We start from the raw sequence: 24,311 nt of genomic DNA on the forward strand, positions 1-24,311 counted from the left end.
AGCGCGGCCGACCGGTCGCCGCCGGCCCAGCGGGCCCGCAGCCCGACCTGCCCGGCCAGCAGCGCGAACCCCGGACGCCCGGCGCCGAACGCGGCCCGTGCCCGCTCGGCGGTCGCGGACGCGGCGTGCGGGTCGCCGTCGGCCAGCTCGGCGTGGGAGAGCAGCAGCAGGGCGTCGGCGGTGTCACAGCGGTAGCCGGCGCCGTCCAGGCGTTCGAGCGTCCGCGCCAGCAGCACGCGCGCCTCGCCCGGCAGCCGGGCCGCGATCAGCGCCTCCGAGCGGTCGAGGTGAAGCTGGCACAGCCGCTCGCCGACGCCGGTGAGCCGCGCCTCGACCTCGTCGTAGATCGCGAGCGCCCGCGCAAGGTCGCCACGGCGCAGCGCGACCACCGCGAGGTTGTGGCGCGCCATCGCCGCCTGGTGCCGCAGTCCGGCGCGCTCGGCCAACGCGAGCGCACCGCGCAGGTCCGCCTCACCGCGCCCGAGCCGTCCGGCGTACACCCGTGCCAGCCCGACGTTGACCCGCAGGCCGATCGCCACCTCCGGGTCGCGGCACGTGCGCGCGATCCGCGCCACCTCCTCGATGCGCCCGGCACGGGCCAGGGCGCAGGCGCGGTTCGCCAGGAGACGGTCGGCGTCGGCCCCGGTGAGCACGGGCGCCGCCTCGTCGGCCGCCGCGAGCGCGCCGTCCACGTCGCCGCTTGCGACGAGCAGCCCGACGAGGTTCATCTTGACCAGCGCCGACGCGTACGCCAGCCCCTCGGCCTCGGCGACCCGCAGGGCCTCGGCGAGGTGCGTACGCCCCTCGCCGAGCCGGCCGAGCTCCTTGCAGGCGAGGCCCAGCGCGCGCCGGGCGGTCACGCGGAGCGCCGGGTCACCGTCGTCCACCAGCGCGAGAGCCGTGTCGTAGGCCCGCCGCGGATCGGCTGCCGCCGCCGTGATCAGGCGATCAGACACGGATCCAGCTCGTCACGACCGACGTCGCGTCGGCCAGCCGGAACAGCAGGCTGACCACGCCCGCCGGAACCCCGGTCAGGGCGAAGGCCCCCGCGTCGTCGGTCCGCGTGCCACGTTCACCACCGGGCGACCGCAGGATCACCTCGGCGGCCGACGGCGGCGCGAGCTGGCCGACGATCTCCCGGCCGCAGACCTCGATCTCGACGCTGACGCGGGCCCCGGAGAACGTGAGCAGCCGCGAGCCGCCCCCGCGGACGCCCGCCGGAGCCGCGATGGTCTCGGAGGTGAGCGTGGCGAGCGCGGCGGCCGGCTCGAACCAGTCGAACGCGGCCTGCCCGAGCGCGATCACCCGCTCCGGCACCGGCGGAAACGCCCGGCGCAGCGCCCTGGTCAGCTCCTGATCGCTCGGTTCACCGGGAGCGGAGCCGCTGTGTCCGTCGCCTCGCCTGCTCATGAGCCCTCCTTCGTCGGAGGGGTGACCATGGGCGCTGTGTTGTCGATTCGCTCACTGCGTTCGCTCATGGGGCCTCCCTGGCCGGACCCGTGAGCGAAACGCCGCTGTGCCTGTTCGGTCGCCAGCTTCGCTCGTTCACGCGCGACCGCCGAGGCGACGGCGCAGGTGGGTGAGGCAGCGCGCACGCGTCGGACCCACGCTGCCGACCGGCATCTCGAGCGCCGCGGAGATCTCCGCGTAGCTGAGCCGCGGCGAGCCGGCCAACAGCTCCAGCAGCTCGCGGCAGCGCGGCGGGATCGTCTCCAGCGCGGCCCCGACGGAGGCGGCCAGATCGCGGCCGAACACCACGTGGTGGGGCCCGGTCACCGTCGGACCGGTTCCCTTGAGAGGCCGCTCGCGCCCGGCCCGCCGGAGCGTGGCCATGCTCTCGTGCCGCGCCGTGACCGCCAGCCAGGCCCCCGCGCGCGCCGGGTCGCGCAGCAGCGTGAGGCGCTCGACCAGCCGGAGCCACGTCGTCTGCACCACGTCCTCGGCGTCGGCGCCGCTCAGCCCGTACGAGCGCGCGATCGAGCAGAGAAGGCGGGAGTAACGGCCGACGAGGGCCCGCCACGCCTCCGCGTCTCCCTGCCCCGCCCGCCGTACGAGATCGCCCGTGCTCATCTCCTCCACAGACGCGGATATTAGCGGATCGTTACCGCTCGATTACACTAAGTCGTAAAGACCGATCTCGGCGATCTCGAGGGTGGGGAGTTTCGCGAACGTTCCGATGACGGGCCGGTCGGCCGACTGCAACAGCCGCTTGAACATGTTCATCTTGCGTGCTCTCCGATGATGAGGCGCGGGTCGGAGGATGTTCATATCGCGAACTCGGTGTTCACGATATGCGGCAGCATCACACGGATCACGCCGCCGGGCAAGAGGCGGATCCCGGGCCGTCGCCGGAGATCCGAACCGACGACCCGATCGACCGGAGAACGACGAACCGCATAGCAGTCGTCGGCTTTGCGGTTGCTGATGAGGCGATGAAAAAGGAGGCGCGCGGGCGTTGGGAAAACCCGGTCGTGAACTGGACGGCGCCCTGGAAAGATGTGCGCAGGCGAATAGCGAAGGAATACCGCATGGCCCGCCGCGCGCTCGAGACGCTGATGCGGGAATCGGGCTTCGGTGAAGCTCGGGCGGTGTCGTTCCCGGTGTCTATAGACCTGTTGACCTGCTGGAACGCGATTTTACCGCGAAGAGGACCGGCCGGCGGCGGCCAGCGTCATCACCCACGTCGACACCGTCGCCGGCGGTGAGGCGCGACCTCAAAAAAGCGAATCACCCCGGTCTCTATAAGTATGGCGCGCGGCGATGCCGTGCGATCCCGCGGCGGTCGGGGCATAAGCGGCTGCATCAGGTTCCGTCGTACCGCCGCGCGGGGCGTTCGCGCGATCGACCTGAGGTCTGGGCGAGCCCTCTCAGGGGCGACGAGCGGTGATGATCCAGGCGCGGGAGTCGAACCAGACGCCGTCGTCGCGCAGGTGTGCGGAGAGCGTCTCGCGCAGACGCGCGACCGTACGCGCCGCCGCGGCGGGGTCCTGCCCGTTCAGTGTCTCGCCGGTGCAGGCGAAGCCGCGGACCCAGTCGAGGGCGGCGGCCACGTCCGGACCGTAGTAGACCGGCTCACGGACCTCGCTGAAGGCGATGTCGGCGAATCCCGCGGCGTCCAGCGTCTGCCTCACGGTCACCGCGTCGGCGAGCGAGAACGGATCCGGTCCGGCGGAAGCGGCGGCCCCGGACCCTTCGGAGCCTGCGAGGGCCCGGCGGATCGCGACGATCCACTCATTGCGTTCGGAGGACTGCCAGACCATCATCACCAGGTGCCCGGCCGGGCGCAGCGCCCGGCCGATGTTGGTGAACGCGGCGACGGGATCCTCGAAGAACATCGTGCCGAACCTGCTGATCGCCAGGTCGAAGCGCTGTTGCGGAAAGCGGTGAACCTGTGCGTCGGCGTGTTCGAACGTGACGTTGCGGAGCCCCTCCGCCCGGGCGAGCTCACGGGCACGCTCGATGGCGGGTGCGGAGATGTCGACGCCGAGCGCGCCGCCCGCCCGGGCCGTGCGCGCGGCCTGCCGGGTCGTCTGCCCGGCGCCGCATCCGACGTCGAGCACGTGGTCGTGGAGCCGGACGCCACAGGCCCGGCGCAGCACCTGGTCGTGTCGCCGCAGTTCGGCTTCGTAGCCGCCGGGGTCGAGCGTGTGTGCGCTCGCGGCGTCTCGCATCGCGGTTCCCTCACCACGGTCGGGGTCGTCGGGGCGCCGTCGGTGACCGGTGTTCATCGGGACGGCGTCCCGCCACCCGGCCTCCGGGAGGCGGCCGGCTCGTCGCGGTCACCGAGCAGTCCCTGCTCGGCGGCGTAGGCCTCGAGGCGGTCCGTCAGCTCGCGGGGGCGGCTCAGCGCGGGGGTGTGCCCACCGTCGATCTCGTCGGGGGTGATGCCCAGGCGCTCCCGGGCGACGCGGCGCTGGAAAACCGTGGGGAGCAGGCGGTCGTCGCGACAGATCAAGACCCGCGTGGGAACGTCGGGCCAGGCCCGAAGCGGCGAGGCCTCTCCCATCCGGGCCTCGGACTGGCCGCGCGTCCGCTTGAGCGCCTCGGCGGCCAGCTCCGGCGGGACGTCCTGGTAGAACAGCGCGATCGTGTCGTCGTAGTGGTCGCGCGCCTCCTGGCCGTATCGCGTATGGGCCCAGTAGTTGGCGGGTGCCTCCGCCGGTGCGGGGATCATGGGCGCGACCAGGACGAGCAGTTTGACTGTCACCCGGTCGCAGACGAGCGGGGCCGTGAAGCCGCCGAGCGACTGCGCGACGACGATCAGATCGGTCCGGTCGCCGACCGCCTCGACCACGGTGTCCGCGTATTCGGGCAGGCCCGCCGAGTCGTCGTCGCAGGGAAGATCCGGCGCGACGGTGTCATGGCCTCGCGCCCGCAGCGCGTCCTCCACCGAGTGCCAGTACCAGCCGACATCGCCGGCGCCGTGGATCAAGACGAATGTGGCCACCGTGTCCCCTCCCGCTGCCGCGATCCCCGATCAGTCGCCTGCCACGCTCTGGATGCGACTGACGGTAGGCGACGGCACCGACATTCCCGCGGTGCGGCGGCCGGAGCGGCGGGTGACACCGGTGGTCGCGGAGCCCGACCGGTGCGCCTAAGGCGTCAGGATTACGCCGAGTTCCGGCGAGACCCGCCGGCCGGCGGGGTCGAGCAGGCGGGCGGCCGCCAGAGGGGCGGGGATCCGCTCGGTGGCCGCCAGGTCGGCGATCCGGCCGGCCACCGCGGGCGCGGCGAACGAGGTGCCGCTCCACGTCGCGTAGCCGGCGAAGGCGTCCGGGTCGATCCCGTGCACCGGTGGGCGTGGGCCGTCGAAGCGCACGAAGCAGCTCGTGACGTCCACTCCCGGCGCGGAGGCGTCCACCCACCAGCCGTGGTCGGAGAACCAGGCGCGCTCCCCACCGTCCAGCGCGGCGACGGCGACCACGTGCTTCAGCGCGGCGGGCCAGAACGGCCGGTCGCTCGCGTGGTTGCCGGCGCACGCCACCACGACCGTGCGCCGGGCGAGGGCGGCGACGGCGCGGGCGACGACCGGAGACGGGCGGTCGTCGTACGTGTGGCAGCCGAGCGACAGGTTGGCGACGTCGGCCCGTCCCCACTCCGACAGCCAGGCCAGCGCGCGCAGGACGCCGAGCTCGTCACCGACGCCGTCGCCGCCGATCACCCGGAGGGCACGGATCCGGACCCCGGGCGCGTGCCGCAGGAGCACGCCCGCGATGAACGTGCCGTGCCCCGCCTGGGCGTCGAGCTCGTAGTCCAGATCGGCGTCGAGGACCTCGGTGACCTCCGCGCGCTGCGCGGCGTACCAGTCCGTCGTCTCGTACCACGGGTGCGGCGACATCCCCGTGTCGAGCACCGCGACCGTGACCGGGCGCCGCCCCGCGCCCGGGGCGGCGGGCGGGACGGGCGGCGCGGCGGGCCGTGGCCGTCCGGCCGGGCCCGTCCACCACATCGGCTGGCCGTGCACGAGATGGTTGGGCGCCACCGCCAGCCCGTGGTGCCCGTGCAGTTCGGCGGCCAGCTCGCAGACGTCGACACCCGCCGGCGCCCGCAGGTGCACGCGGGCGGCGCCCGGGCCCTCCTCCGTCGTGTCACGCCAGCGGCGCACCAGATCCTCCACCGCCGGCACGTCCTGGCCGGCGACGAGGATCTGGTCGCGGCGTACGAGGGACGGGCGCCCGCGAACCGGCTCGGCGACCACGGCGTCGCGGTGGCGGGCGAGCAGGCGTTCGAGCCGCGCCGCCTGAACGGTCTCGTCGAACACCGCGCACCTCCGCAGCACCGGTCGTTCACGCAGAGCGAGTGGACGTTACGCAGTGTGCCGTGACATGTCGCATACGGCCAGCGGAACGGGGGAACCGGCCCCCTTGCCTTACGTCCCCGCGGACGATCACTCTTGAGGGGTGAGGGCCGCGGCGGAGGTGATCGGGTCCGGCGGAGACCCGTCGGCGGACGGCGGCCGTTCCGTCACCCGGCGCGCCAGGGCCGTCGCCCTCCTGCGCCGCCGGGCGCCGGCCCTCGTCGCGGGCGCGCTGCCGGTGCTGGCCTTCCCACGTCCGGGGCTCGACTGGCTCGCGTGGGTGGCGCTCACGCCCGGCCTGCTGCTCGCCCGCTCCGCGCCGACCGGCCGCGAGGCGGCCAAGCGCGGCTGGTGGTTCGGCGCCGGGTTCATCCTCGCCGCGCTCTACTGGCTGCTCCCCACCGTCGGGCCGGGTGTGCTCCTGCTCGCCGTGGCCGCCGGCGCGCTCTGGGCGCCGTGGGGCTACGCGGCCTGGGCGCTCCTGCGGCCCGGCCGCCTCATCGCGGCCGTCGTCGTGGTGCCGAGCGTGTGGCTCGCGGCGGAGTGGGGGCGCTCCTGGCAGTCGCTGGGCGGCCCGTGGGCGCTGTACGGCGCGACGCAGTGGCGGCATCCCGCGGTGCTGAGCCTGGCCTCCATCGGCGGCGTGTGGCTCGTCACCTTCGCCCTCGTGGCGGTCAACACCGCGCTGGCGATCGCGGCCGGCGCCTGGTTCCGCCGCGCCGGGGACACGCCGCCCGCGGGGCGGCCGGTCCGCCGTACCCTTGCCGCCGTCCTGCTCGCCGTCCTGATCGCGGCGGCCGGGCCGCTGACGTACCGGTCCTGGTCCGCGCCCGCCGGCCGTCCGCTGAAGGTGGCGCTCGTGCAGCCGGGCGTCGTGGTCGGCGCGGGCACGCGGTTCGACGCGGGGGAGCGGATCACCGCCGCGCTGCCCAGGGTCGACCTGGTGGTCTGGGGCGAGAGCAGCGTCGGTTTCGACCTGCGCCGGCGGCCCGACCTGATGGCCCGGCTGACGGCCCTCGCCCGCGCGCACGGCCCGCTGCTCGTCAACGAGGACGCGCGGGACGCCGCCGGGCGGATCTCCAAGAGCGCGGTGCTCATCGGGCCGGACGGGGAGCGGGCCCGGTACGTCAAGAACCGCCTCGTGCCCTTCGGCGAGTACATCCCGCTGCGGACCACCCTCGGCTGGCTCACCCGCGTCAGCAAGGCGGCCGATCAGAACCGCGTGCCCGGCACGGGCGTCGTGATGATGCGCGCGGGCGCCGTCGACTTCGGACCGCTGATCTGCTTCGAGTCGACCTTCCCCGACCTGGCCCGCACGGTCGTGAACCGCGGGGCCCGCGTCCTCGTGTACGAGTCGGCGACCTCGACCTTCCAGGGCAGCTGGGCGCCGCCGCAGCACGCCTCGCTCGGTGCCGTACGGGCCGCCGAGACGGGACGGCCCGCGGTACAGGCCGCGCTGACCGGGGTGTCGGCCGCGTTCGACGAGCGGGGACGGCGGATCGCCTGGATGGACACGCCCCGGCGGGGTTCGGTCGTCGTGGAGGTCACGCCGTCACGCGGGCGCACGCCGTACGACCGCTACGGCGACTACGTGCCCTGGCTCGCCGTCGTGATCGCGGCCGGAGCCGGCCTCCAGGCGTGGCGCCGGCGACACCCACGAGGCTGATCTGGTAGGTCCGACTCATTCCTACGCGGTATGCGGTCTGGTGCGAGTGATGAGCATGAGGCACAATGACCATGCGGTCATTCGGTCCCGTCTGGTGCGAGGACGTTGGGGAAGACGAACCTCGCAACGCTCCCAGGAGGTCCGGTGTCCGCACGTGGCGTTTTCTACGTCCACTCAGCGCCGCCTGCGCTGTGCCCTCACATCGAGTGGGCCGCCGCAGGCGTTCTCGGTGTGCCCGTCTCACTGCCGTGGAGCGATCAGCCCGCGGCTCCAGGGACGATGCGCACCGAGCTGTGCTGGGAAGGTCGCCCCGGCACAGCCGCCGGCATCGTGTCGGCGCTGCGCGACTGGCGCCTGCTGCGCTTCGAGGTGACCGAGGACGCCACGCCCGGATGCGACGGCGTCCGCTACAGCGTGACGCCCTCCCTCGGCGCCTTCACCGCCGTGATCGGCGCGAACGGCGACGTCCACGTGCCCGAAGACCGCCTGCGCGCGGCGATGGCCAACGCCATGGCGGGCAAGGCGACCTTCGAGCACGAGGTCGACCGGCTCCTCGGCAAGCCGTGGGACGACGAGCTGGAGCCGTTTCGCCGCGCCGGCGACGGAGCCCCGGTCCGCTGGCTGCACGCCGCCGGCTGATCACGTACGAAGCCGGGTGACCGGACCGGAGCGGCCGACCGTCGGGCCGCGCCGGCCGGAGTCCGCCCGGCGCCCGCCGGCCCATCCGGTGGGAGACGGCCGTCCCCCGCGGGGAGCGACACGGGGACGCGCCGCCGTACGGGCGCGGCCCGGCGCCTCGGCGACACGAGACCGGCCGGGCGGCACCGACGTCGCCGGTACCGCCCTTTCCGGGAGGTACCGAGGGTCAGTTGATCGGTCACGGCCGTACGGGCCAGGAACCCGAGACGCCCCGTCCAGGACGGCCTGGACGGGGCGTGCCGTATGTGGGGTCTCCGGGCGGTGCCCGGATCCACTGCTACAGAGGGATGTTGCCGTGTGCGCCGCGGGCCGGGGTGGCCTCGGCGATCGCCTGCGCGATGGCGCGGCGGGTCTTCGCGGGCTCGATGACCTCGTCGATGACGCCGATGTTCTGCGCCCGGTCGAGGCCGCCGACGATCTTCTCGTGTTCGGCCGCGAGCTGCTCTTCCAGCGCGTGGCGCTCCTCCTCCGGCACGGCGGCCAGCTTGCGCCGGTGCAGGATGCGGACCGCGGCGACCGAGCCCATCACCGCGACCTCGGCGGTCGGCCAGGCGAAGACGCGCGTCGCGCCCAGGGCGCGGGAGTTCATCGCGATGTACGCGCCGCCGTACAGCTTGCGGGTCACCAGCGTCACCCGGGGCACGACCGCCTCGGCGAACGCGTGCAGGAGCTTGGCCCCTCGCCGTACGACGCCGTCGTGCTCCTGGCCCACGCCCGGCAGGTAGCCGGGGACGTCGACCACCATGATGAGCGGCACCCCGAACGCGTCGCACATCCGGACGAACCGCGCCGCCTTCTCCGCCGACGTCGCGTCCAGGCAGCCGCCCAGCCGCATCGGGTTGTTGGCGATGACCCCGACCGTACGGCCGCCGAGACGGCCCAGCGTGGTCGTGATGTTCGGCGCCCACTTGGGGTGCAGCTCGATCGACTCCGACCCCTCGTCGAGCAGCCGGGTCACGATCGGCTTGACGTTGTAGGCACGCCGGGGGTTGTCCGGCAGGATGCCGCCCAGGTCGACCTCGTCCACCTCTTCGGGCCGCAGCCGACCCTGGTGGCCGAGCAGCGCCGCGACCCGCCGGGCCCTGAGCAGGGCCTCGGTGTCGGTCTTGGTCACGATGTGCACGACACCGCTGCGCTTGCTGTGCGGCTCGGGACCGCCCAGCGCCGCCATGTCGACGTCCTCGCCGGTGACCGAGCGGACGACGTCCGGGCCGGTCACGAAGATGCGGCCGCCCTCGGACAGGATGACGATGTCGGTCAGCGCCGGGCCGTACGCCGCACCGCCGGCCGCGGCGCCGAGCACGACCGAGATCTGCGGCACCACGCCGGAGGCGTGGGTCATCGCGGCGAAGATCCGGCCGACGCCGTGGAGCGACTCGACGCCCTCGGCGATGCGGGCACCGCCGGAGTGCCACAGGCCGATGATCGGCAGACGCTCGCGCACCGCGTGGTCGTACGCGTGCACGATGTGCTCACAGCCCGCCGCGCCCAGGGCGCCGCCCTGGACGCGCGGGTCGCTGGCGAAGGCCGCGACGGGCATGCCCTCGATCCGGCCGACGCCCGCGATGGCGCCGCTGTCGTCCTCTTCGGTGAGGAGCCGCAGCGACCCCTCGTCGAAGAGCGCTTCGAGCCGGACGCGCGGGTCCCGGGGGTCCGGCGCGGCCTCGGCCTCGAGCTCGGCCTCGGCCTGCTGGGGGATCTCGTCGGCCGCCGGAGCGGGGGTACGACTGTCGACAACGGTCACGACTCATGCCTCCTAAAGGCGACGCACACGTTGTGGCCACCGAAGCCGAACGAGTTGTTCAGTGCCGCGGCGGGGCCGCCGGGCAGCTTCCTCGGCTCGCCCTGGGCGATGTCGAGGTCGACTTCGTCGTCGAGATCGTCGATGTTGATGGTCGGCGGGACCAGGCCCTCGCGCAGCGCGAGCAGCGTGGCGATCGACTCCACCGCGCCGGTGCCACCGAGCAGGTGCCCGGTCATCGACTTGGTGCTCGTCACGATGATCTGCCCGGCCGCGTCGCCGAGCGCCTTCTTGATCGCCTTGATCTCACCGACGTCGCCGATCGGGGTGGACGTGCCGTGTGCGTTGATGTGGACGATGTCTCCTGGTTCAAGACCCGCGTCGGCCAGCGCGCGCTTCATGGCCTTGGACATGCCGTCAGCGTCGTTCTGCACGATGTCGTTGGCGTCGGCGGAGTACCCGACGCCGGCGGCGACGCCGTGGATCCGCGCGCCGCGCGCACGGGCGTGCTCCTCGGACTCGAGGATGACGATGCCCGAGCCCTCGCCGAGCACGAAACCGTCGCGGTTCTTGTCGTAGGGCCGCGACGCGCGCTCCGGCTCGTCGTTACGCGTCGACATGGCGCGCATCGACGCGAACGCGGCGAGGTTGAGCTGGTGGATGGCCGCCTCGGTGCCACCCGCGATGACGATGTCGGCACGGCCGGAGCGGATCATGTCGATGCCGTAGCCGATGGCCTCGGCGCTGGAGGCGCACGCGCTCGCCAGCGCGTGCGCGCCCGCACGGGCGCCGAACTCGATGCTCACCTGGCCGGCGGCGCCGTTGGGCATCAGCATCGGCACGGCGAACGGCGAGACGCGCTTCCAGCCCTTCTCCCGCAGCGTGTCGTAGTTGTCGAGGGTGGTGATGATCCCCCCGATGCCGCTGGAGACGACCGCGCCGAGCCGGTCGCCGTCGACCCGGAAGCCCTCCGCCGACTCCTCGTCACCGAACGCGAGGCCGGCGTCGCGCCAGGCCTCGTGCGCGGCAATGAGAGCGAACTGCTGGCACCGGTCGAGACGGCGCAGCCGGTGCCTGGGCAGGACCTCCGACGGCTCCACCGCGATCCTCGCGGCGATCCTCACCGGCAGGTCCTTGGCCCAGTCCGCCTCGATCGGCTTGACGCCGGAACGGCCCGCGAGCAGAGCGGACCAGGTCGACGCCACGTCGCCGCCGAGTGGCGTGGTCGCGCCCAGTCCGGTCACGACGACGGAGGTACTCATTCGGTCACGCTCTCCTTTGATGTTCTCGTCGCTGGACGTGTCTTTCAGGCCGCGTCCTTGCCCTGCACGTAGACGACGACGTCCTTGACGGTCTTGAGGTTCTTCAGCTCGTCGTCGGGGATCTCGACGCCGAACTCGTCCTGCGCGGCGACGGCGATCTCCACCATCGACAGCGAGTCGATGTCGAGGTCGTCCACGAACGACTTGTCGGGGGTGACGTCGGACGCCGGCACACCGGCGATCTCCTCGATGATCTTGCCGAGGCCCTTGAGGATCTCCTGGTCGGACAGTGCCATGGTGCTATTACTCCTCTGAATCGGGTTGTACTGAAGGTGGGTGAGGAACGGGGGTTACGGGATGTCGACGACCTGAGCCGCGTACGTCATCCCGGCGCCGAAGCCCATCAGCAGGGCGGGACCGCCGGAGGGCACGTCGCCGCGCTCGATGAGCCGGGAGAGAGCGAGCGGGATCGAGGCGGCCGAGGTGTTGCCGGCCTCCACGATGTCGTCGGCGACGACCGCGTTGTCCGCCTTGAGCTTGCGCGCGATCGCCTCGACGATGCGCAGGTTGGCCTGGTGGGGCACGAACGCCGCCAGCTCCGACGGGTCGACGCCGGCGCGGTCGCACGCTTCCCTGGCCACCTTGTGAAGATACGTGGTGGTCCACCGGAACACGCTCTGTCCCTCCTGGTAGAGGAAGCTGTTCCGGTCCTTGATGTAGATCCGCTCGGCCATGTCGCCGGCGCTGCCCCACACGACCGGCCCGACCGACGTCTCCTCGGACGGCCCGACGACCGCCGCGCCCGAGCCGTCGGCGAAGATGATGCAGGTGGAACGGTCCGTCCAGTCCACCCACTGGGAGAGCTTCTCCGCGCCGACCACGAGCACGTTGCGCGCCGAACCGGCGCGGATCGCGTCGGAGGCGTTGGACAGGGCGTAGCAGAAGCCCGCGCAGGCGGCGTTGACGTCGTACGCGCCCGGCGCGACGATGCCCAGACGGCTGGCGACCTGTGCCGACGCGTTGGGGATCTGCGCCTCCTGGGTGCAGGTGGCGACGATGACCAGGTCGATGTCGGCCGGGGACAGACCGCTGTTGGCGAGGGCTTTGCCGCCCGCCTGCACCCCCATGTCGACCACCGACTCGTCGGGACCGGCGATGCGCCGCTGCTTGATGCCGACCCGGCTCTGGATCCATTCGTCGTTGGTGTCGACGGTCTTGGCGATGTCGTCGTTGGTGACGACGTTGGACGGCTGGTAGTGGCCGAACGCGAGGATGCGCGCCCCGGGGGCGCCGGTACGGAGCTGGAAGGACGTCACGCGTTCTCCAATGTGTCGTCACTGGGGCTGGCCTCGGCCAGGATGCGAGCCTGGTCGAGTTTGTCCGGCGTCTTGAGCGCGACCACCTCGACCCCCGGCAGCGCACGGCGAGCGATACCGGCGAGAGTGCCGGCCGGCGGAAGCTCGATGATGGCCGTGACGCCGAGGTCCGTCATCGTCTCCATGCAGGAGTCCCAGCGCACCGGGTTGCTGACCTGCTCGGCGAGACGGGCGACGAAGTCTTCTCCACGCCCCACGACGGCGCCGTCGCGGTTGGACAGCACCTGTATACCCGGGTCCGCCACGGGCATGCCCGGCGTGATGCGCTGGAGCGTGTCGACCGCCGGCCGCATGTGCACGGTGTGGAACGCGCCCGCCACCTGGAGGCTGCGCAACCGTGCCCCGGACGGCGGCCGGTCCTTCAGCGCGGCGAGCTGCTCCATCGTGCCGGCGGCGACGACCTGCCCGGCGCCGTTCATGTTCGCCGGCGTGAGGCCGTGTTCTTTCAGGACCGTCTGTACCTCGCCCGGGTCGCCGCCGAGCACCGCGGTCATGCCGGTCTCGGTGACGGTCGCCGCCTCGGCCATGGCCCGGCCGCGCTCACGCGCGAGAACGAGCGCCGCCTCGGGGGAGATGACGCCGGCCATCGCGGCCGCGGCCAGCTCACCCACACTGTGCCCCGCCACGAGGCCGGGCTTGACGTCGAGCACCTCGTACGCGATGAGAGCGGCGCTGACGAGCAGCGGCTGCGCGACGGCGGTGTCGCGGATCTCGTCGGCGTCGGCGGTCGTCCCGTAGCGGATCAGGTCGAGCCCGGTGACGGCCGACCACCAGGTGAGGCGTTCGGTCACCCCCGGGAGCTCGAGCCAGGCCTCGAGGAATCCGGGTGTCTGGGCGCCCTGCCCGGGCGCGGTGATGGCGAGCACGCATCCCACAGTGCCTCGTGGGGATGCGCCGTGTTCATGCGGTGAGGTACGAAGTTGGGGCGGCCCGCCTTGTGAGGGTCCTACAAGTTGGCCGGACGCGACATGAAGCGGCCGAGCACGAGTGCGATGCGCAGCGTGAAGGCGGCGCGGCCGTCGGCGGGTACGTATCCGGTCAGCTCCGTGACGCGTCTGAGCCGGTAGCGGACGGTGTTGGGGTGGACGAACAGGAGCCGCGCGGTGGCCTCCAGCGACGAGCCCTGCTCCAGATAGGTCGTCAGCGTGTCCAGCAGCGGGGCGCCGGCGTCGCGCAGCGGTTCGTAGACCTCCTCCACAAGAAACGCCCGCGCGTCATCGTCGCCGTCGAGGGCGCGCTCGGCCAGCAGCGCGCCGGCGAGCACCGGCCGGGGCGCGTCCGGCCAGCCGGCCACGGCCTGCAGCCCGGCGAGCGCGGCGCGCGCCGATCCGGTGGCGGCGTACAGGTCCTCCACCCGCGGGCCGACGACGACCGGGCCCGCGCCGAACTTGGAGGTGAACGGCTTGGCCGCGGCGAGCGGATCGTCCTCCACGCCACCGACGATGATGATGAGGCGGCTGCCCTGGACCCCGGCGAGCACGTCGACGCGCGCGCGGCGCGACGCGATGCGGATGTCGTCGATGATGGCCTCGGGCTCGTCGTCGGGCGTGTGCCCGGCCATGACGGCCACCGAGGTCGAGGCCCAGCCGAGCGCGGCCGCCCAGGAGTGCAGCGACTCGTCGACCTCGCCGCGCAGCAGGGCGTCGACGATGAGCGCCTCGAGCCGCGCGTCCCACGCGCCGCGCGTCTCGGCCGCCCGCGCGTAGACCTGCGCGGCGCCGAAGGCGACCTCGCGGGTGTAACGGAGGATCGCCTCGCGCAGCTGGGTCTCGCCGCCCGGCGCGGCGAGCTTGTTCACCTGCGCCTCGACCACGTCGATGACGACGCGCACGATCTCGACGGTCTGCTGGAGGCGTACGGCGCGCATCAGCTCGCGGGGCGCCGTGCCGAAGACCTCGCCCGCGATGGCCGGCCGGATCTTCTCCTCGTGCTTGAACCACTCGACGAACCCGGCGATGCCCGCCTGGGCCACCAGGCCGACCCACGAGCGGTACTCCGCCGACATCGCGCGGAACCACGGCAGGCGTTCTTCCATGCTGGCCGTGGCGGCGGTGCCGAGCGATCCCATGGCCTGCTCGAGCCGCTCGGTCGTCTCTTCGCGGATGTCGCCGTCGTTCTTCACATTCTCCACCCTCCCACCCCCGGCCGGCGGATGAGAGCATCGGCGGGGGCCGTGCACGTCGCCGCCGGCGGCGGTACGTCACCTGTGACGGTAACCGCCTTTGGTTGTGGAAGTGCCGGGAAGGTCCTGGTCAACGCGTCACATCGCCGACGCGGCCGAGGGCGATGAGAGCCAGATTGCGCAGCGCGGCGCCGCCGGGCCGGAGGTAGTCGCTGTGCCCGCCGTCCCCCGCCGCGAACCGCCGGGCGCCGAATCCCGCCGCGACCGGGTCCGCGCCGAAGCCGACGCCGAGCACCCGGACGTTCGGCGTGTACCGCATCCAGTCGGCCGAGGCGCGTCCCGCCCACAGCCGCGCACGCGTGTGCAGCCCGGCCGCTGAGGAGACGGTCATCCCCGGGCTGCCGAACACGGCGATGTCGGTCGCGGCGAGGTCCTTCGCGGCGCGCCCGCAGACCACCGTGCCGTAGCTGTGACACAGCAGCGCGACGCCGGCGCCGCGGGCGTTCAGCCATGAGACCAGCGGCCGGAGCGCCCGGGCGCCCTGGTCGGCGTGGCCGGTGGTGAGCACGGCGGGGCTGATGGTGGCCGGGGCCGGGTACCCGAGCCAGGCGATGACGGCCAGCCGCGCGCCCGGGGACAGGCGTTCGGCCTCGGCGTACAGGGCTCGGGCGCCCCCGCCGGGCGACGCGGTCCCCCGGGAGTCGAAGGTGGCCGGAGTCGTGTCCGCGCCGGGCACGAGCACGGCGACACGCCGCGCGGTCGCCAGGTCGCCGATCACCTCGACCGCCCGGCCGCGCGGGTCGAAGTCGAGGAACGTACGGCCGGGCGCGGCGAGGGCGCGCAGGCGCTGCGACGTGCGCGGGTCCTCGGTGCCGCGGGCGGCGCTCTCGATCGCCGCACGCTCGGCCGCGTACCGGGCGGTCAGCGCCTGGCCGGTCAGGGCGGGCAGGGGCCGCAGGGGCAGCGGCCGGGACGAGGCGTCGCCCGCCGCGGCGGTGCTGAGCGCGAGCGCGGCGCCCGTGAGTGCGAGCAGGGTCACCCGTCCGGCCTTCATTCCGGTCTCCCTCCGGTCCACGCCGTCCGGCCGGGGCGGCCGGACGGCGGGACAGGAAGTTACGGACGGGCGGCCGTGGTGCGCGTCCCTCCCGGGAGCGCATCCGCGCGTACCTCTCAGGTACGTCGTGGGAGTACGAGTGACCCGGGTTCGTGCTACCCGCCCGGGCGTACGAGGCCGGTCTCGTACGCGTAGACCACGGCCTGGGTGCGGTCGCGCAGGTCCAGCTTCATCAGGATGCGCCCGACGTGCGTCTTCACGGTCTGCTCGGCCACGACGAGCTCGGCGGCGATCTCGGCGTTGGACATGCCGCGCGCCACCAGGCCGAGCACCTCGCTCTCGCGTTCGGTGAGCCCTTCGGCGCGCCGGCCGTCCGGTCCCCGCGGCGCGCCCATGCGGGCGAACTCGGCGATGAGCCGGCGGGTCACCGCCGGGGCGAGCAGCGCGTCGCCCCTCGCGACGACGCGCACGGCCTCGGCCAGCTCACTGGCCGAGGCGTCCTTCAGCAGGAATCCGCTGGCGCCCGCGCGCAGCGCCTCGTACACGTAGTCGTCCAGGTCGAAGGTGGTCAGGACCAGCACCTTCGGCGCGTCCTCGCCCGCGGTGACGACCCGGGTGGCGGCCAGGCCGTCCATCACGGGCATGCGGACGTCCATCAGCACCACGTCGGGACGGAGCTCGGCCGCGCGCCTCACGGCCTCCTTCCCGTCGACCGCCTCGCCGACGACCTGGATGTCGGGCTGGGCGTTCAGCAGGATGGAGAAACCGGACCGGACCATGCCCTGGTCGTCGGCGATGAGCACACGAATCACGCTGAGGCCTTTTCGTACGGGAGGACGGCGGTGACGGCGAACCCGCCGTCGGGCTCGGGACCGGCGGCCAGGCTCCCCCCGAGCATGCTCGCACGCTCGCGCATGCCGACGAGACCGTGGCCGCCGCCGCTCTCGGCGACCGGCCGGGGCGCGGTGCCGGGACCGTTGACGACCCGCAGTCGCAGGCTGCCGGCGCGGTAGGCGATGTCCACGGTCACCGACGCGTCGGGCGCGTGCTTCATGGCGTTGCTGAGGGCCTCCTGCAGGATGCGGTGCGCCGACAGCGCCACGCCCTGGGGCAGCGGCGGCGGCTCGCCGGTCGAGCGGACCTCGACGGTCAGCCCGCCGCTCCGGGCGGAGGCGACGACCTCCTCGAGGCGGTCGAGGCCGGGTTGCGGCGCGGTGTCCGGCGTGTGGCCGGTGCGGAGCACGCCGAGCACCCGGCGCAGCTCGGTCAGCCCGGCCAGGGCGCTGGCGCGGATCTCGGCGAAGCTCTCGGCCAGCTCCGGCGGGGGATCGGTGACCTTGTACGGCGCGGCCTCGGCCTGGATCGCGATGACCGACATGTGGTGGGCGACGACGTCGTGCAGCTCACGCGCGATCCGCTGGCGCTCCTCCAGGACGGCGGTCTCGGCCGCGTGCCGCGCCTCCTGCTCGGCGAGGGCCTGCCGGGTGGTGCGTCGCATCCGCACGAGAAGGCCGACGAGGAGGGGGATCATCGCGGGAATCGCGACCACCGCGGTGGACGAGTCGACCACGGCCGCGCCGACGACGGTGACGACGGCGGCGCCGGCCGTGACGCGGTTGCCGCCGCGGACCCCCACCGCGTACAGGCACAGCAGGTAGACCACGACGGCGCCCGGGAGGTAGGGCAGCGAGAGACCCTGAACGAGGAGCAGGCCGCGGTTGACCAGGATCGCGCCGGCCGAGCACAGCCAGGCGGCGAGCGGCCGCCGGTCGCGAAGCGTGAGCGGCGCGGCGGTGATGAAGGAGCCGACGATGAGCAGGACGTCGGAGGGATGAGCGGGGGCCGCCGCCGGTTGCACCGGTTGCGAAACGGCGTTGTCGATGGCGAAGAACACCAGGGCGATGAGGAAGTCCAGCGCCACGACGATGTCGACGCGGCCCACCCGCAGCCGGGAGCGGATGCGCCCACGCCGCGGCGCCGCGGCGCTCCCCTCACCGGTCATGAGCCCTCCTTCGTCGGGGAGGGTGACCACAGGGGCGTGTCTTCGATTCCCTCGCTCCGCTCGGTCATGGACCCTCCTTCGTCGGAGAGGGTGACCACAGGGGCGTGTCTTCGATTCCCTCGCTTCGCTCGGTCATGGGCCCTCCTTCGTCGGGGAGGGTGACCACAGGGGCGCGTTTTCGATTCCCTCGCTCCGCTCGGTCACGGGCCGAGCCTAGGGGGCGTACGCGCCGGTGGCGTACGCCTAGGGAGGGATCTCGCGGATGCTACTTCGGTAGGGGATGTCGGACGGTCCGGGTAGAAAGGAGGCCATGGAGCCGCTCGAGGCACTCAAGCGCATCGCCTTCCTGCTGGAGCGCGCCGGCGAGGCGACCTACCGGGTGCGCGCCTTCCGCCGGGCGGCCGCGACCGTCGAGCGGACCCCGGCCGACGAGCTGGCCGCCCGCGCGCGGGCCGGCACGCTGGAGGACCTGTCCGGCGTCGGCAAGGTCACCGCCTTGGTGATCAAGGAGGCGCTCGACGGAGACACACCCGTGTACCTGCGGAGGCTCGAGGCGACCGAGGGGCGGCCGCTCGACGAGGCCACCGAGGCGCTGCGCGCGGCGCTGCGCGGCGACCTGCACACGCACTCGGACTGGTCCGACGGCGGCTCGCCGATCGAGGAGATGGCGGCCGCCGCGATCGGCATCGGCCACGACTACGTCGCACTCACCGACCACTCGCCGCGGCTGAAGGTCGCGAACGGCCTGTCGCCGGAGCGGCTCCGCTCGCAGCTCGACGTGGTCGCGGCGCTGAACAAGGAGCTCGCGCCGTTCCGCATCCTGACCGGCATCGAGGTCGACATCCTCGACGACGGCTCGCTCGACCAGGACCCCGAGCTGCTGGCCGAGCTCGACGTCGTCGTCGCCAGCGTGCACTCCAAGCTGCGCATGCCGTCGGCCGAGATGACCCCGCGCATGCTGCGCGCCATCGAGAACCCACGCGTCAACGTCCTCGGCCACTGCACCGGCCGCATCGTCGCGGCCGGTGGCCGGCGCGGTGGCAAGCGCCCCGAGTCGGAGTTCGACGCCGAACAGGTCTTCGCCGCCTGCGTACGGCACGACGTCGCGGTGGAGATCAACTCCCGGCCCGACCGGCTGGATCCGCCCAAACGCCTGCTGCGGCCCGCGCTGGAGGCGGGCTGCCGGTTCTCCATCGACTCCGACGCCCACGCGCCGGGACAGCTCGACTGGCAGCCGTTCGGATGCGAGCGCGCCGCCCGGTGCGGCGTGCCCCCGGAGCGCGTCGTCAACACGATGAGCCTGGACGACCTGCTCGCCTGGACCGCCGGCTGACACCGGTCAGGGAGTGATCACGGTGCGCCGGCCGCCGCCGGTGTCCCGCCAGGCGGCCTCGACGTCGGCGAGCGGGACGGCGCGCGCGTCGATGCGGAAGGTCCCTCGGGTGATCTCGGCGGCGAGGCCGGGAAGCTCGGCCAGGATGTCCCCGGTCGGCACCGATCCCTGCCCGCTGCCGACGATGCTCAGGCGCGCGGCACGGAGCGCCGCGGACGGGATCGCGGCGGTGGGTCCGGCGACGGAGCCGATCTGGATCCAGGTCAGCGGCCGTCCTCGGTCGGTGCGGTTCATGACGAGGGCGCGCATCGCGTCCGCGGCGGGCGGTCCCCAGAGGTGGTCGATGACGACGTCGGCGTCGCCGGCCGCCTGCCCGAGGTGCCGGGCGACCTCGTCCGGCGAGCCGTCGAGGGAGACGGTCGTGTCGGCACCGAGATCCGTGAGCGTGGCGAGGCGATCGGGTCGGCGTCCGGCGCCGATGACCCGGACGGCGCCGAGGTGCCGGGCGACCTGGACGGCCATCCGCCCCGAACTGCCGGTCGCCCCCAGCACCAGGACGTTCTGACCGGGCTGGAAGCTCACGCGGCGGCGAAGGGCGACCCACGACGCCATGGCGGGGTTCATGGCCGCGGCGATGAGCACCGGATCGCCCTCCTCGGGCAGGGTGACGCTGCGGCGCAGGTCGACGACCGTCCGCTCGGCCATCGCGCCCATCGCGGTGTCGGGCAGGACGAAGTAGCGCAGCGTGCCGTCGGGGGCGCGGCCCACGCCGTCGATCCCGGGGACGAGGGGGAGCTCGCCGGAGCCGGTGTAGTGCGAGCCGTCGGCCTGGGACCGCACCCGCGGATGCAGGCCCGCGGCGATGACGTCGACGAGGACCTCGCCGGGCGCCTGCGGCGCCGGTGTGGGGAAGTCCTGGCAGGTCGGTGGGGTGTCGAAGGAGGTGACGACCGCTGCGCGCATGCTGGCTCTCCAGGGTGACCGGGCTCCGGACGCGACTCGAAAATGAGTGGCAATGCGAACTAAATTAGATGGCATTACGAACTATTTCAAGCTACGGTAGGAGCATGGACGCACACGCCGGCCGCGACCAGGTCTCCGCCGAGCTGATGGACGGGCTGGTGCAGGCCTCGTTCGCGGTGATGGCGCTGTTGAGCCGGGTGGCGGCGGAGCACGATCTGTCGCTGACGCAGCTGCGGGTCCTGGCGATCCTGCGGGACCGCGAGCCGATGATGGCCGAGCTCGCGGCGCACCTGGGGCTTGAGCGTTCCTCGGTGAGCGGGCTGGTCGACCGTGCCGTCCGGCGTGGGCTCGTGCGCCGCGACGCCAGCGAGAAGGACGGGCGAGCCGTCCGGGTCGCCCTCACCCCGGACGGACGGCGCCTCGCCGGCGTCATCACCGACAAGGTCGCCGACCTGCTCACGCCGATGACCCGCGGCCTGGCGCCGGCCGACCGGAGGCGCCTCAGCGGTCTCCTGGCCAGGCTGGTCGGATGATCACGGTTCGCGTCCCCTGTCGACGGCCCTACTCCGCCCCGAGCCCGACCCGTGATGCGGCGGGCGGCGGCGGGTAGTCGTCGACGGTGATGGAGTTGTAGAGGCGTGCGCTCCCGGTGGTGAGGCGGAGAAGGGCGCGGCCGGCCCCCGCGGGGAGGGCGGAGATCAGGCGGGCGCCCTGGGCCAGTCCCCGTACGCCGAGGCGTGAGGTGGGGATCAGGGTCTTCGCCGCGCTCAGCGCGGCCGCGTGGCTGCCGCGTACGTGCTCCGCCATCGCGCGCTCGTAGGCGGGGAAGGCGCGCTCGTGGTCACCGCCCGCCCGCGCCAGCTCCCCGGCGAGGACGTACGCGCCGACGACGGCCAGGCTGGTGCTGCCGCCGACGGCCGGGCCGGGGCTATAGCCCGCGTCGCCGACGAGCGTCACCCGGCCCCGCGACCAGGTGTCCATGTGGAGCTGGGTGATCGAGTCGAAGTAGAACGCCGGGGTGCGGTCCAGCTCGTCCAGCCAGCGGTCCACGTCGGGGTGCATGCCGTCGAACGCACCGCGCAGCAGCTCCTTCTGCCGGGGCACGTCGTGGTGGTGGTGGTCGAGCTCGCGCTCGCTCCGGAACAGGAACAACACCCGTGCGTCGCCGAGGTGCCGCGCGCCGTACATGCCGGCGGTGCGGCCGACGCCGACGTGGATGAGGAGCTCGCCGTCGAGCTCGAAGACGTTCGGCAGGGTCAGCACCCCGAGGTAGGCCCCGACGAAGGCGCTGAAGCGCGACTCCTCGCCGAAGACGAGGCGGCGCACGTTGGAGTGCAGCCCGTCCGCGCCGACGACGAGGTCGAAACGGCGCGGCGCCGCGTTCTCGAACCGCACCTCGCCGTCGGGTGAGATCGCGCTGATCGAGTCGTCGAAGACGTACTCGACGTCGTCGCGCGTGGCGTCGTAATAGATCTCGCTCAGGTCGTCGCGCATGATCTCGACGTGCCGGTCGGAGGCGGCACTGAAGATCTTGGACAGGTTCACCCGGACGGGACGCCGTGCGCCCTCCTGGTGAACGGTCATCCGGCTGGTGCCGGTGGCCCGCTCCTCGACGCGCGGGAGCACGCCCATCTTCTCCGAGATGTTCATCGCGGGCCGGAACAGGTCGACCGCGTGCCCGCCCGTCTTGCGCAGCACGGGGGCCCGTTCCACGACGGTGACCTCGAAGCCGTGTCTCGTGAGCCAGTAGGCCAGCACCGGACCGGCGACGCTGGCGCCGGAGACGAGAATCCGCATCGCTCCCCTCCTCGTCATTCAGTCCGCCCGTACGGCGTGGGTCGCGGCGAAGGCCAGCAGGGGAGCGGCGGTCCGCGGCGGATCCTCGAGCAGGGGCGAGTGCCCGAGACCGGGCAGCAACTCGACCTTCGCCCCCGGAACGGCGCGGTAGTCGGAGGCGGATGAGGAGCGCCATCTGCGGTCGTCCTCCCCGAAGATCACCAGTAGCGGCTTGCCCAGGACCGCCAGCCGATCCGGGAGCGCACGCTGCTCCAGGTAGTGGCGGGTGGCCTGCATCGTCGCGGTGAACGTGTGGTAGGTCATGGCGCGCACGTCGTCCAGGAGCTCGGGCGGGATCCGGTAGCCCGCCCGGCGGAAGGCGGTGCTCGCGAACCGCCGGAGCTGTTCGTCGGCCGGCGGCCACTGCGACGGTCCGGCCGCGGCGGACTCCGGTGCGATGAAGGCGTCCAGGCGGGGACCGGTGTTGATCAACGCGAGCGCGGTCACCAGGTCAGGGCACTGTTCGGCGAGGGCGGTGGCGACCGCGCCGCCGCTGGAGTGGCCGACGACCACGGCGTGCTCGACGCCGAGCCGGTCCAGGGCCGCGCCCACCCGGTCGGCCTGGTCCGGGAGCGCGTAACCGCGGTCGGCGGGTTTGGCCGACCGGCCGTGCCCGAGCAGGTCGATCCGGATTACGCGGTGAGATCCGGTCAGCAGCGGCACCATCGGGTCCCACGATCGGGTCGAGGACGCGGACCCGTGGATGAGCAGGAGCGCGGGGGCGTCGCGTGGGCCGTCCTGGCACACGTGGATGTCGCCGTCGGCCATCGGCAGGGTCGAACTCTCGGTGGCGCCGTTCCGCTGCGGTCCGCCGTCAGAAACAGTCATGCGCCCACTGTCGCGGCCGGTACGCGCCGGAGGATTGTACGAATGTTCCCCTCCGCCGGCTCGTTAGCATGGGACGGTGCGGACGTTCGTGCACGATGCGGCTGTGTGGGGCGTCGCGTCCCCGCGGCGGCCCAGCCGGGTCGCCGGTATCACCATGGCCGGGTTCCACGTCCGTACCCTGGACGCGCTCCGGATGGTCCCGCACCCCGCCGTGACGCTGCTTCTGGAGTTCGGCGCCGGTTCGCCCGTCGTGGACGACGCCGCCGGGCGGCAACAGCGGGGAAGTGTCGTGGCCGGGCCGGGATCGGGTCCGGAGGCGCGGTCTGGGCGCGCGGTGAGAACGTCGAGTGCGTGCAGGTGCGCCTGTCCCCGGTGATCGCACGCGCGGTTCTGGGCGTCGCCCCCGCCGACCTCGACGGCGCCGTGGTGGCCCTCGATGACCTATGGGGCCGGGAGGTCTCGCGGATCCGCGAGCGACTGGGCGAGGTCTCGTCGTGGCAGGACCGCTTCGCGTTGCTGGACGCGCTGCTCGCCCGCCGGCATGAGACGGGGCCGCCGGTGGACCCGGAGGTGGCCTGGGCGTGGCGCCGGATCGTCGGCAGCCGTGGCCTGGCCCGGGTCGACGGACTCGCGGCCGAGGTCGGGTGGAGCCGTAAGCGGCTGTGGTCCCGGTTCCGGTCGCAGCTCGGCCTGCAGCCCAAGCGCGCCGTGAAGCTGGTCCGCTTCGACCACGCCGCCCACCGCCTGGTCGCCGGCGAGGGCGCGGCACGGGTCGCGGCCGACGCCGGCTACACCGACCAGTCCCACCTGCACCGCGACGTCGTGGCGTTCACCGGGGCGACCCCCGCGACCGTGGCCGGCGAGCCCTTCCTCGCCGTCGACGACATCGCCTGGCCCACCCAGGGGACACCCGCCACGCCGTAGCGGTAGCGGCATGGACACACGCAGGCAACATGCCGGAAATGTCGGTAAGGCATCTTGCCTGTCAGGGAGGTGAGCGTTTTGTCGCTCCTGCGCATCCGAATCAAGCTTCCGGACCGTCCCGGGTCGCTCGGAACGGTCGCCCGTACGCTGGGCGCCGCCGGCGCCGACATCGTCCAGGTCGTGGTGCTCGAGCGCGCCGCGGGCCGTGCCATCGACGACGTCACGGTCACCTGGCCGGACGGCGTCTCGCTCGACGTCCTGTGCGACGCGCTGGACTCGGTCCGCGGCGTCGTGGTCGACGGGGTCTGGCGTACGAGCGAGGCACCGGGGGTCTTCTCCGACGTCGAGATCGTGGGCCAGATGGCCGCGAACCCGCCGAACGGGGTCGTCGCGCTGGTCGAGGCGGTGCCCAAGATCTTCGGTGCCGACTGGGCGGTCATGCTCGGCCCGGACGGCACGGTGGTGCACGCGAGCCGGCAGGCGCCCGACCCGGTGGTGCCGCCGCCGCTCCCCGTCTCCGCCGGGCGCGCCTTCACCGGCGAGGACGGGGTCCGGTACGCCTGCGTGCCGGTCGGCGGCGCCACGCGGACGTTGCTCCTGGCCCGGGTGGCGGCCCCGCCGTTCCACCGGACGGAGGTCGAACGGCTGATCCAGCTCGCGACGGCCGCCGAGGCCGTATTGGGCGTTTCAACTGCGGCGTGACACCCT

General features: G+C 73.2%; 24 protein-coding genes and 1 pseudogene. 7 read left to right on the top strand and 18 right to left on the bottom strand.

Going from position 1 to position 24,311, the window contains the following annotated elements:
* The 3 genes and pseudogenes from ABEA10_RS27955 to ABEA10_RS27965 form a co-directional block, all read right to left on the bottom strand.
* Window positions 1-956 (bottom strand): annotated as a pseudogene (locus ABEA10_RS27955) (hypothetical protein); the annotation flags it as partial.
* Complete coding sequence (locus ABEA10_RS27960) at window positions 949-1,410, bottom strand: hypothetical protein (RefSeq protein ID WP_329240641.1); 462 nt, start codon at window positions 1,408-1,410, stop codon at window positions 949-951. The gene ABEA10_RS27960 and the pseudogene ABEA10_RS27955, both read right to left, overlap by 8 nt.
* A 135-nt stretch (window positions 1,411-1,545) precedes the next feature.
* Window positions 1,546-2,070, bottom strand: a complete 525-nt coding sequence (locus ABEA10_RS27965; protein WP_345468962.1) for an RNA polymerase sigma factor — start codon at window positions 2,068-2,070, stop codon at window positions 1,546-1,548.
* A gap of 158 nt (window positions 2,071-2,228) precedes the next feature.
* Here ABEA10_RS27965 and ABEA10_RS27970 point away from each other — a divergent pair, with 158 nt between their 5' ends.
* Window positions 2,229-2,705 (top strand): hypothetical protein, encoded by a 477-nt coding sequence (locus ABEA10_RS27970; protein ID WP_345468963.1) that lies wholly within the window; start codon window positions 2,229-2,231, stop codon window positions 2,703-2,705.
* Between the two features lie 162 nt (window positions 2,706-2,867).
* Here ABEA10_RS27970 and ABEA10_RS27975 read toward each other — a convergent pair whose 3' ends face one another.
* The 3 genes from ABEA10_RS27975 to ABEA10_RS27985 all read right to left on the bottom strand — a co-directional run bounded on the left by ABEA10_RS27975 (window position 2,868) and on the right by ABEA10_RS27985 (window position 5,761).
* Complete coding sequence (locus ABEA10_RS27975; RefSeq protein WP_345468965.1) at window positions 2,868-3,671, bottom strand: class I SAM-dependent methyltransferase; 804 nt, start codon at window positions 3,669-3,671, stop codon at window positions 2,868-2,870.
* Between the two features lie 53 nt (window positions 3,672-3,724).
* Entirely contained in the window at window positions 3,725-4,447 is a 723-nt protein-coding gene (locus ABEA10_RS27980) for an alpha/beta hydrolase (RefSeq protein ID WP_345468966.1), read from the bottom strand.
* 147 nt (window positions 4,448-4,594) lie between these two features.
* Entirely contained in the window at window positions 4,595-5,761 is a 1,167-nt protein-coding gene (locus ABEA10_RS27985; protein WP_345468968.1) for a S8/S53 family peptidase, read from the bottom strand.
* A gap of 139 nt (window positions 5,762-5,900) precedes the next feature.
* On the opposite strand from ABEA10_RS27985, the gene lnt reads away from it, so the two are divergent.
* Together lnt and ABEA10_RS27995 are read left to right on the top strand one after the other, a co-directional pair.
* Entirely contained in the window at window positions 5,901-7,463 is a 1,563-nt protein-coding gene (gene lnt / locus ABEA10_RS27990) for an apolipoprotein N-acyltransferase (protein WP_345468969.1), read from the top strand.
* Between the two features lie 144 nt (window positions 7,464-7,607).
* Entirely contained in the window at window positions 7,608-8,102 is a 495-nt protein-coding gene (locus ABEA10_RS27995; protein ID WP_329240623.1) for a DUF3145 domain-containing protein, read from the top strand.
* Between the two features lie 337 nt (window positions 8,103-8,439).
* Here ABEA10_RS27995 and ABEA10_RS28000 read toward each other — a convergent pair whose 3' ends face one another.
* The 9 genes from ABEA10_RS28000 to ABEA10_RS28040 all read right to left on the bottom strand — a co-directional run bounded on the left by ABEA10_RS28000 (window position 8,440) and on the right by ABEA10_RS28040 (window position 17,719).
* Window positions 8,440-9,906, bottom strand: coding sequence for an acyl-CoA carboxylase subunit beta (locus ABEA10_RS28000; RefSeq protein ID WP_425550971.1), 1,467 nt, complete (start codon window positions 9,904-9,906; stop codon window positions 8,440-8,442).
* Entirely contained in the window at window positions 9,903-11,165 is a 1,263-nt protein-coding gene (gene fabF, locus ABEA10_RS28005) for a beta-ketoacyl-ACP synthase II (RefSeq protein ID WP_329240620.1), read from the bottom strand. Before fabF ends, ABEA10_RS28000 begins: the two co-directional genes overlap by 4 nt.
* A 44-nt stretch (window positions 11,166-11,209) precedes the next feature.
* Complete coding sequence (locus ABEA10_RS28010) at window positions 11,210-11,461, bottom strand: acyl carrier protein (protein ID WP_329240617.1); 252 nt, start codon at window positions 11,459-11,461, stop codon at window positions 11,210-11,212.
* Window positions 11,462-11,515: 54 nt separating this feature from the next.
* A complete protein-coding gene (locus tag ABEA10_RS28015) occupies window positions 11,516-12,481 on the bottom strand; it encodes a beta-ketoacyl-ACP synthase III (RefSeq protein ID WP_329240615.1) in 966 nt (321 codons plus the stop codon).
* Window positions 12,478-13,407, bottom strand: coding sequence for an ACP S-malonyltransferase (locus tag ABEA10_RS28020; RefSeq protein WP_345468972.1), 930 nt, complete (start codon window positions 13,405-13,407; stop codon window positions 12,478-12,480). Before ABEA10_RS28020 ends, ABEA10_RS28015 begins: the two co-directional genes overlap by 4 nt.
* A gap of 80 nt (window positions 13,408-13,487) precedes the next feature.
* Window positions 13,488-14,609, bottom strand: coding sequence for a PucR family transcriptional regulator (locus ABEA10_RS28025; protein WP_345469099.1), 1,122 nt, complete (start codon window positions 14,607-14,609; stop codon window positions 13,488-13,490).
* A gap of 184 nt (window positions 14,610-14,793) precedes the next feature.
* Window positions 14,794-15,717, bottom strand: coding sequence for an alpha/beta hydrolase (locus ABEA10_RS28030; RefSeq protein ID WP_345468973.1), 924 nt, complete (start codon window positions 15,715-15,717; stop codon window positions 14,794-14,796).
* A 155-nt stretch (window positions 15,718-15,872) separates the two neighbouring features.
* A complete protein-coding gene (locus tag ABEA10_RS28035; protein WP_345468974.1) occupies window positions 15,873-16,529 on the bottom strand; it encodes a response regulator in 657 nt (218 codons plus the stop codon).
* Window positions 16,526-17,719: a sensor histidine kinase gene (locus ABEA10_RS28040; RefSeq protein WP_345468976.1), complete on the bottom strand. Its 1,194-nt coding sequence runs from the start codon at window positions 17,717-17,719 to the stop codon at window positions 16,526-16,528. Before ABEA10_RS28040 ends, ABEA10_RS28035 begins: the two co-directional genes overlap by 4 nt.
* A gap of 310 nt (window positions 17,720-18,029) precedes the next feature.
* Between ABEA10_RS28040 and ABEA10_RS28045 the strand changes: the two genes are divergently transcribed.
* Complete coding sequence (locus ABEA10_RS28045) at window positions 18,030-19,052, top strand: PHP domain-containing protein (protein WP_345468977.1); 1,023 nt, start codon at window positions 18,030-18,032, stop codon at window positions 19,050-19,052.
* A 6-nt stretch (window positions 19,053-19,058) separates the two neighbouring features.
* Here ABEA10_RS28045 and ABEA10_RS28050 read toward each other — a convergent pair whose 3' ends face one another.
* Window positions 19,059-20,015 (bottom strand): quinone oxidoreductase family protein, encoded by a 957-nt coding sequence (locus ABEA10_RS28050; protein ID WP_345468978.1) that lies wholly within the window; start codon window positions 20,013-20,015, stop codon window positions 19,059-19,061.
* Between the two features lie 104 nt (window positions 20,016-20,119).
* Between ABEA10_RS28050 and ABEA10_RS28055 the strand changes: the two genes are divergently transcribed.
* Window positions 20,120-20,548, top strand: coding sequence for a MarR family winged helix-turn-helix transcriptional regulator (locus ABEA10_RS28055; RefSeq protein ID WP_345468979.1), 429 nt, complete (start codon window positions 20,120-20,122; stop codon window positions 20,546-20,548).
* Window positions 20,549-20,576: 28 nt separating this feature from the next.
* On the opposite strand, the gene ABEA10_RS28060 is transcribed toward ABEA10_RS28055, so the two are convergent.
* On the bottom strand, window positions 20,577-21,812 hold the full coding sequence (locus tag ABEA10_RS28060) for an FAD-dependent monooxygenase (protein ID WP_345468980.1): 1,236 nt from the start codon (window positions 21,810-21,812) through the stop codon (window positions 20,577-20,579).
* Between the two features lie 18 nt (window positions 21,813-21,830).
* Window positions 21,831-22,679, bottom strand: coding sequence for an alpha/beta fold hydrolase (locus ABEA10_RS28065; protein ID WP_345468981.1), 849 nt, complete (start codon window positions 22,677-22,679; stop codon window positions 21,831-21,833).
* Between the two features lie 351 nt (window positions 22,680-23,030).
* Here ABEA10_RS28065 and ABEA10_RS28070 point away from each other — a divergent pair, with 351 nt between their 5' ends.
* Together ABEA10_RS28070 and ABEA10_RS28075 are read left to right on the top strand one after the other, a co-directional pair.
* Complete coding sequence (locus ABEA10_RS28070) at window positions 23,031-23,603, top strand: AraC family transcriptional regulator (RefSeq protein WP_345468982.1); 573 nt, start codon at window positions 23,031-23,033, stop codon at window positions 23,601-23,603.
* A 69-nt stretch (window positions 23,604-23,672) separates the two neighbouring features.
* Window positions 23,673-24,305 carry an ACT domain-containing protein gene (locus tag ABEA10_RS28075; protein WP_345468983.1) on the top strand — a complete coding sequence of 211 codons (633 nt, stop codon included), beginning with the start codon at window positions 23,673-23,675 and terminating at the stop codon, window positions 24,303-24,305.
* Window positions 24,306-24,311: the final 6 nt, after the last annotated feature.

Origin of the sequence: Actinoallomurus oryzae, from assembly GCF_039541955.1 — a bacterium.
GTDB classification, from domain to species: Bacteria; Actinomycetota; Actinomycetes; order Streptosporangiales; family Streptosporangiaceae; genus Actinoallomurus; species Actinoallomurus oryzae.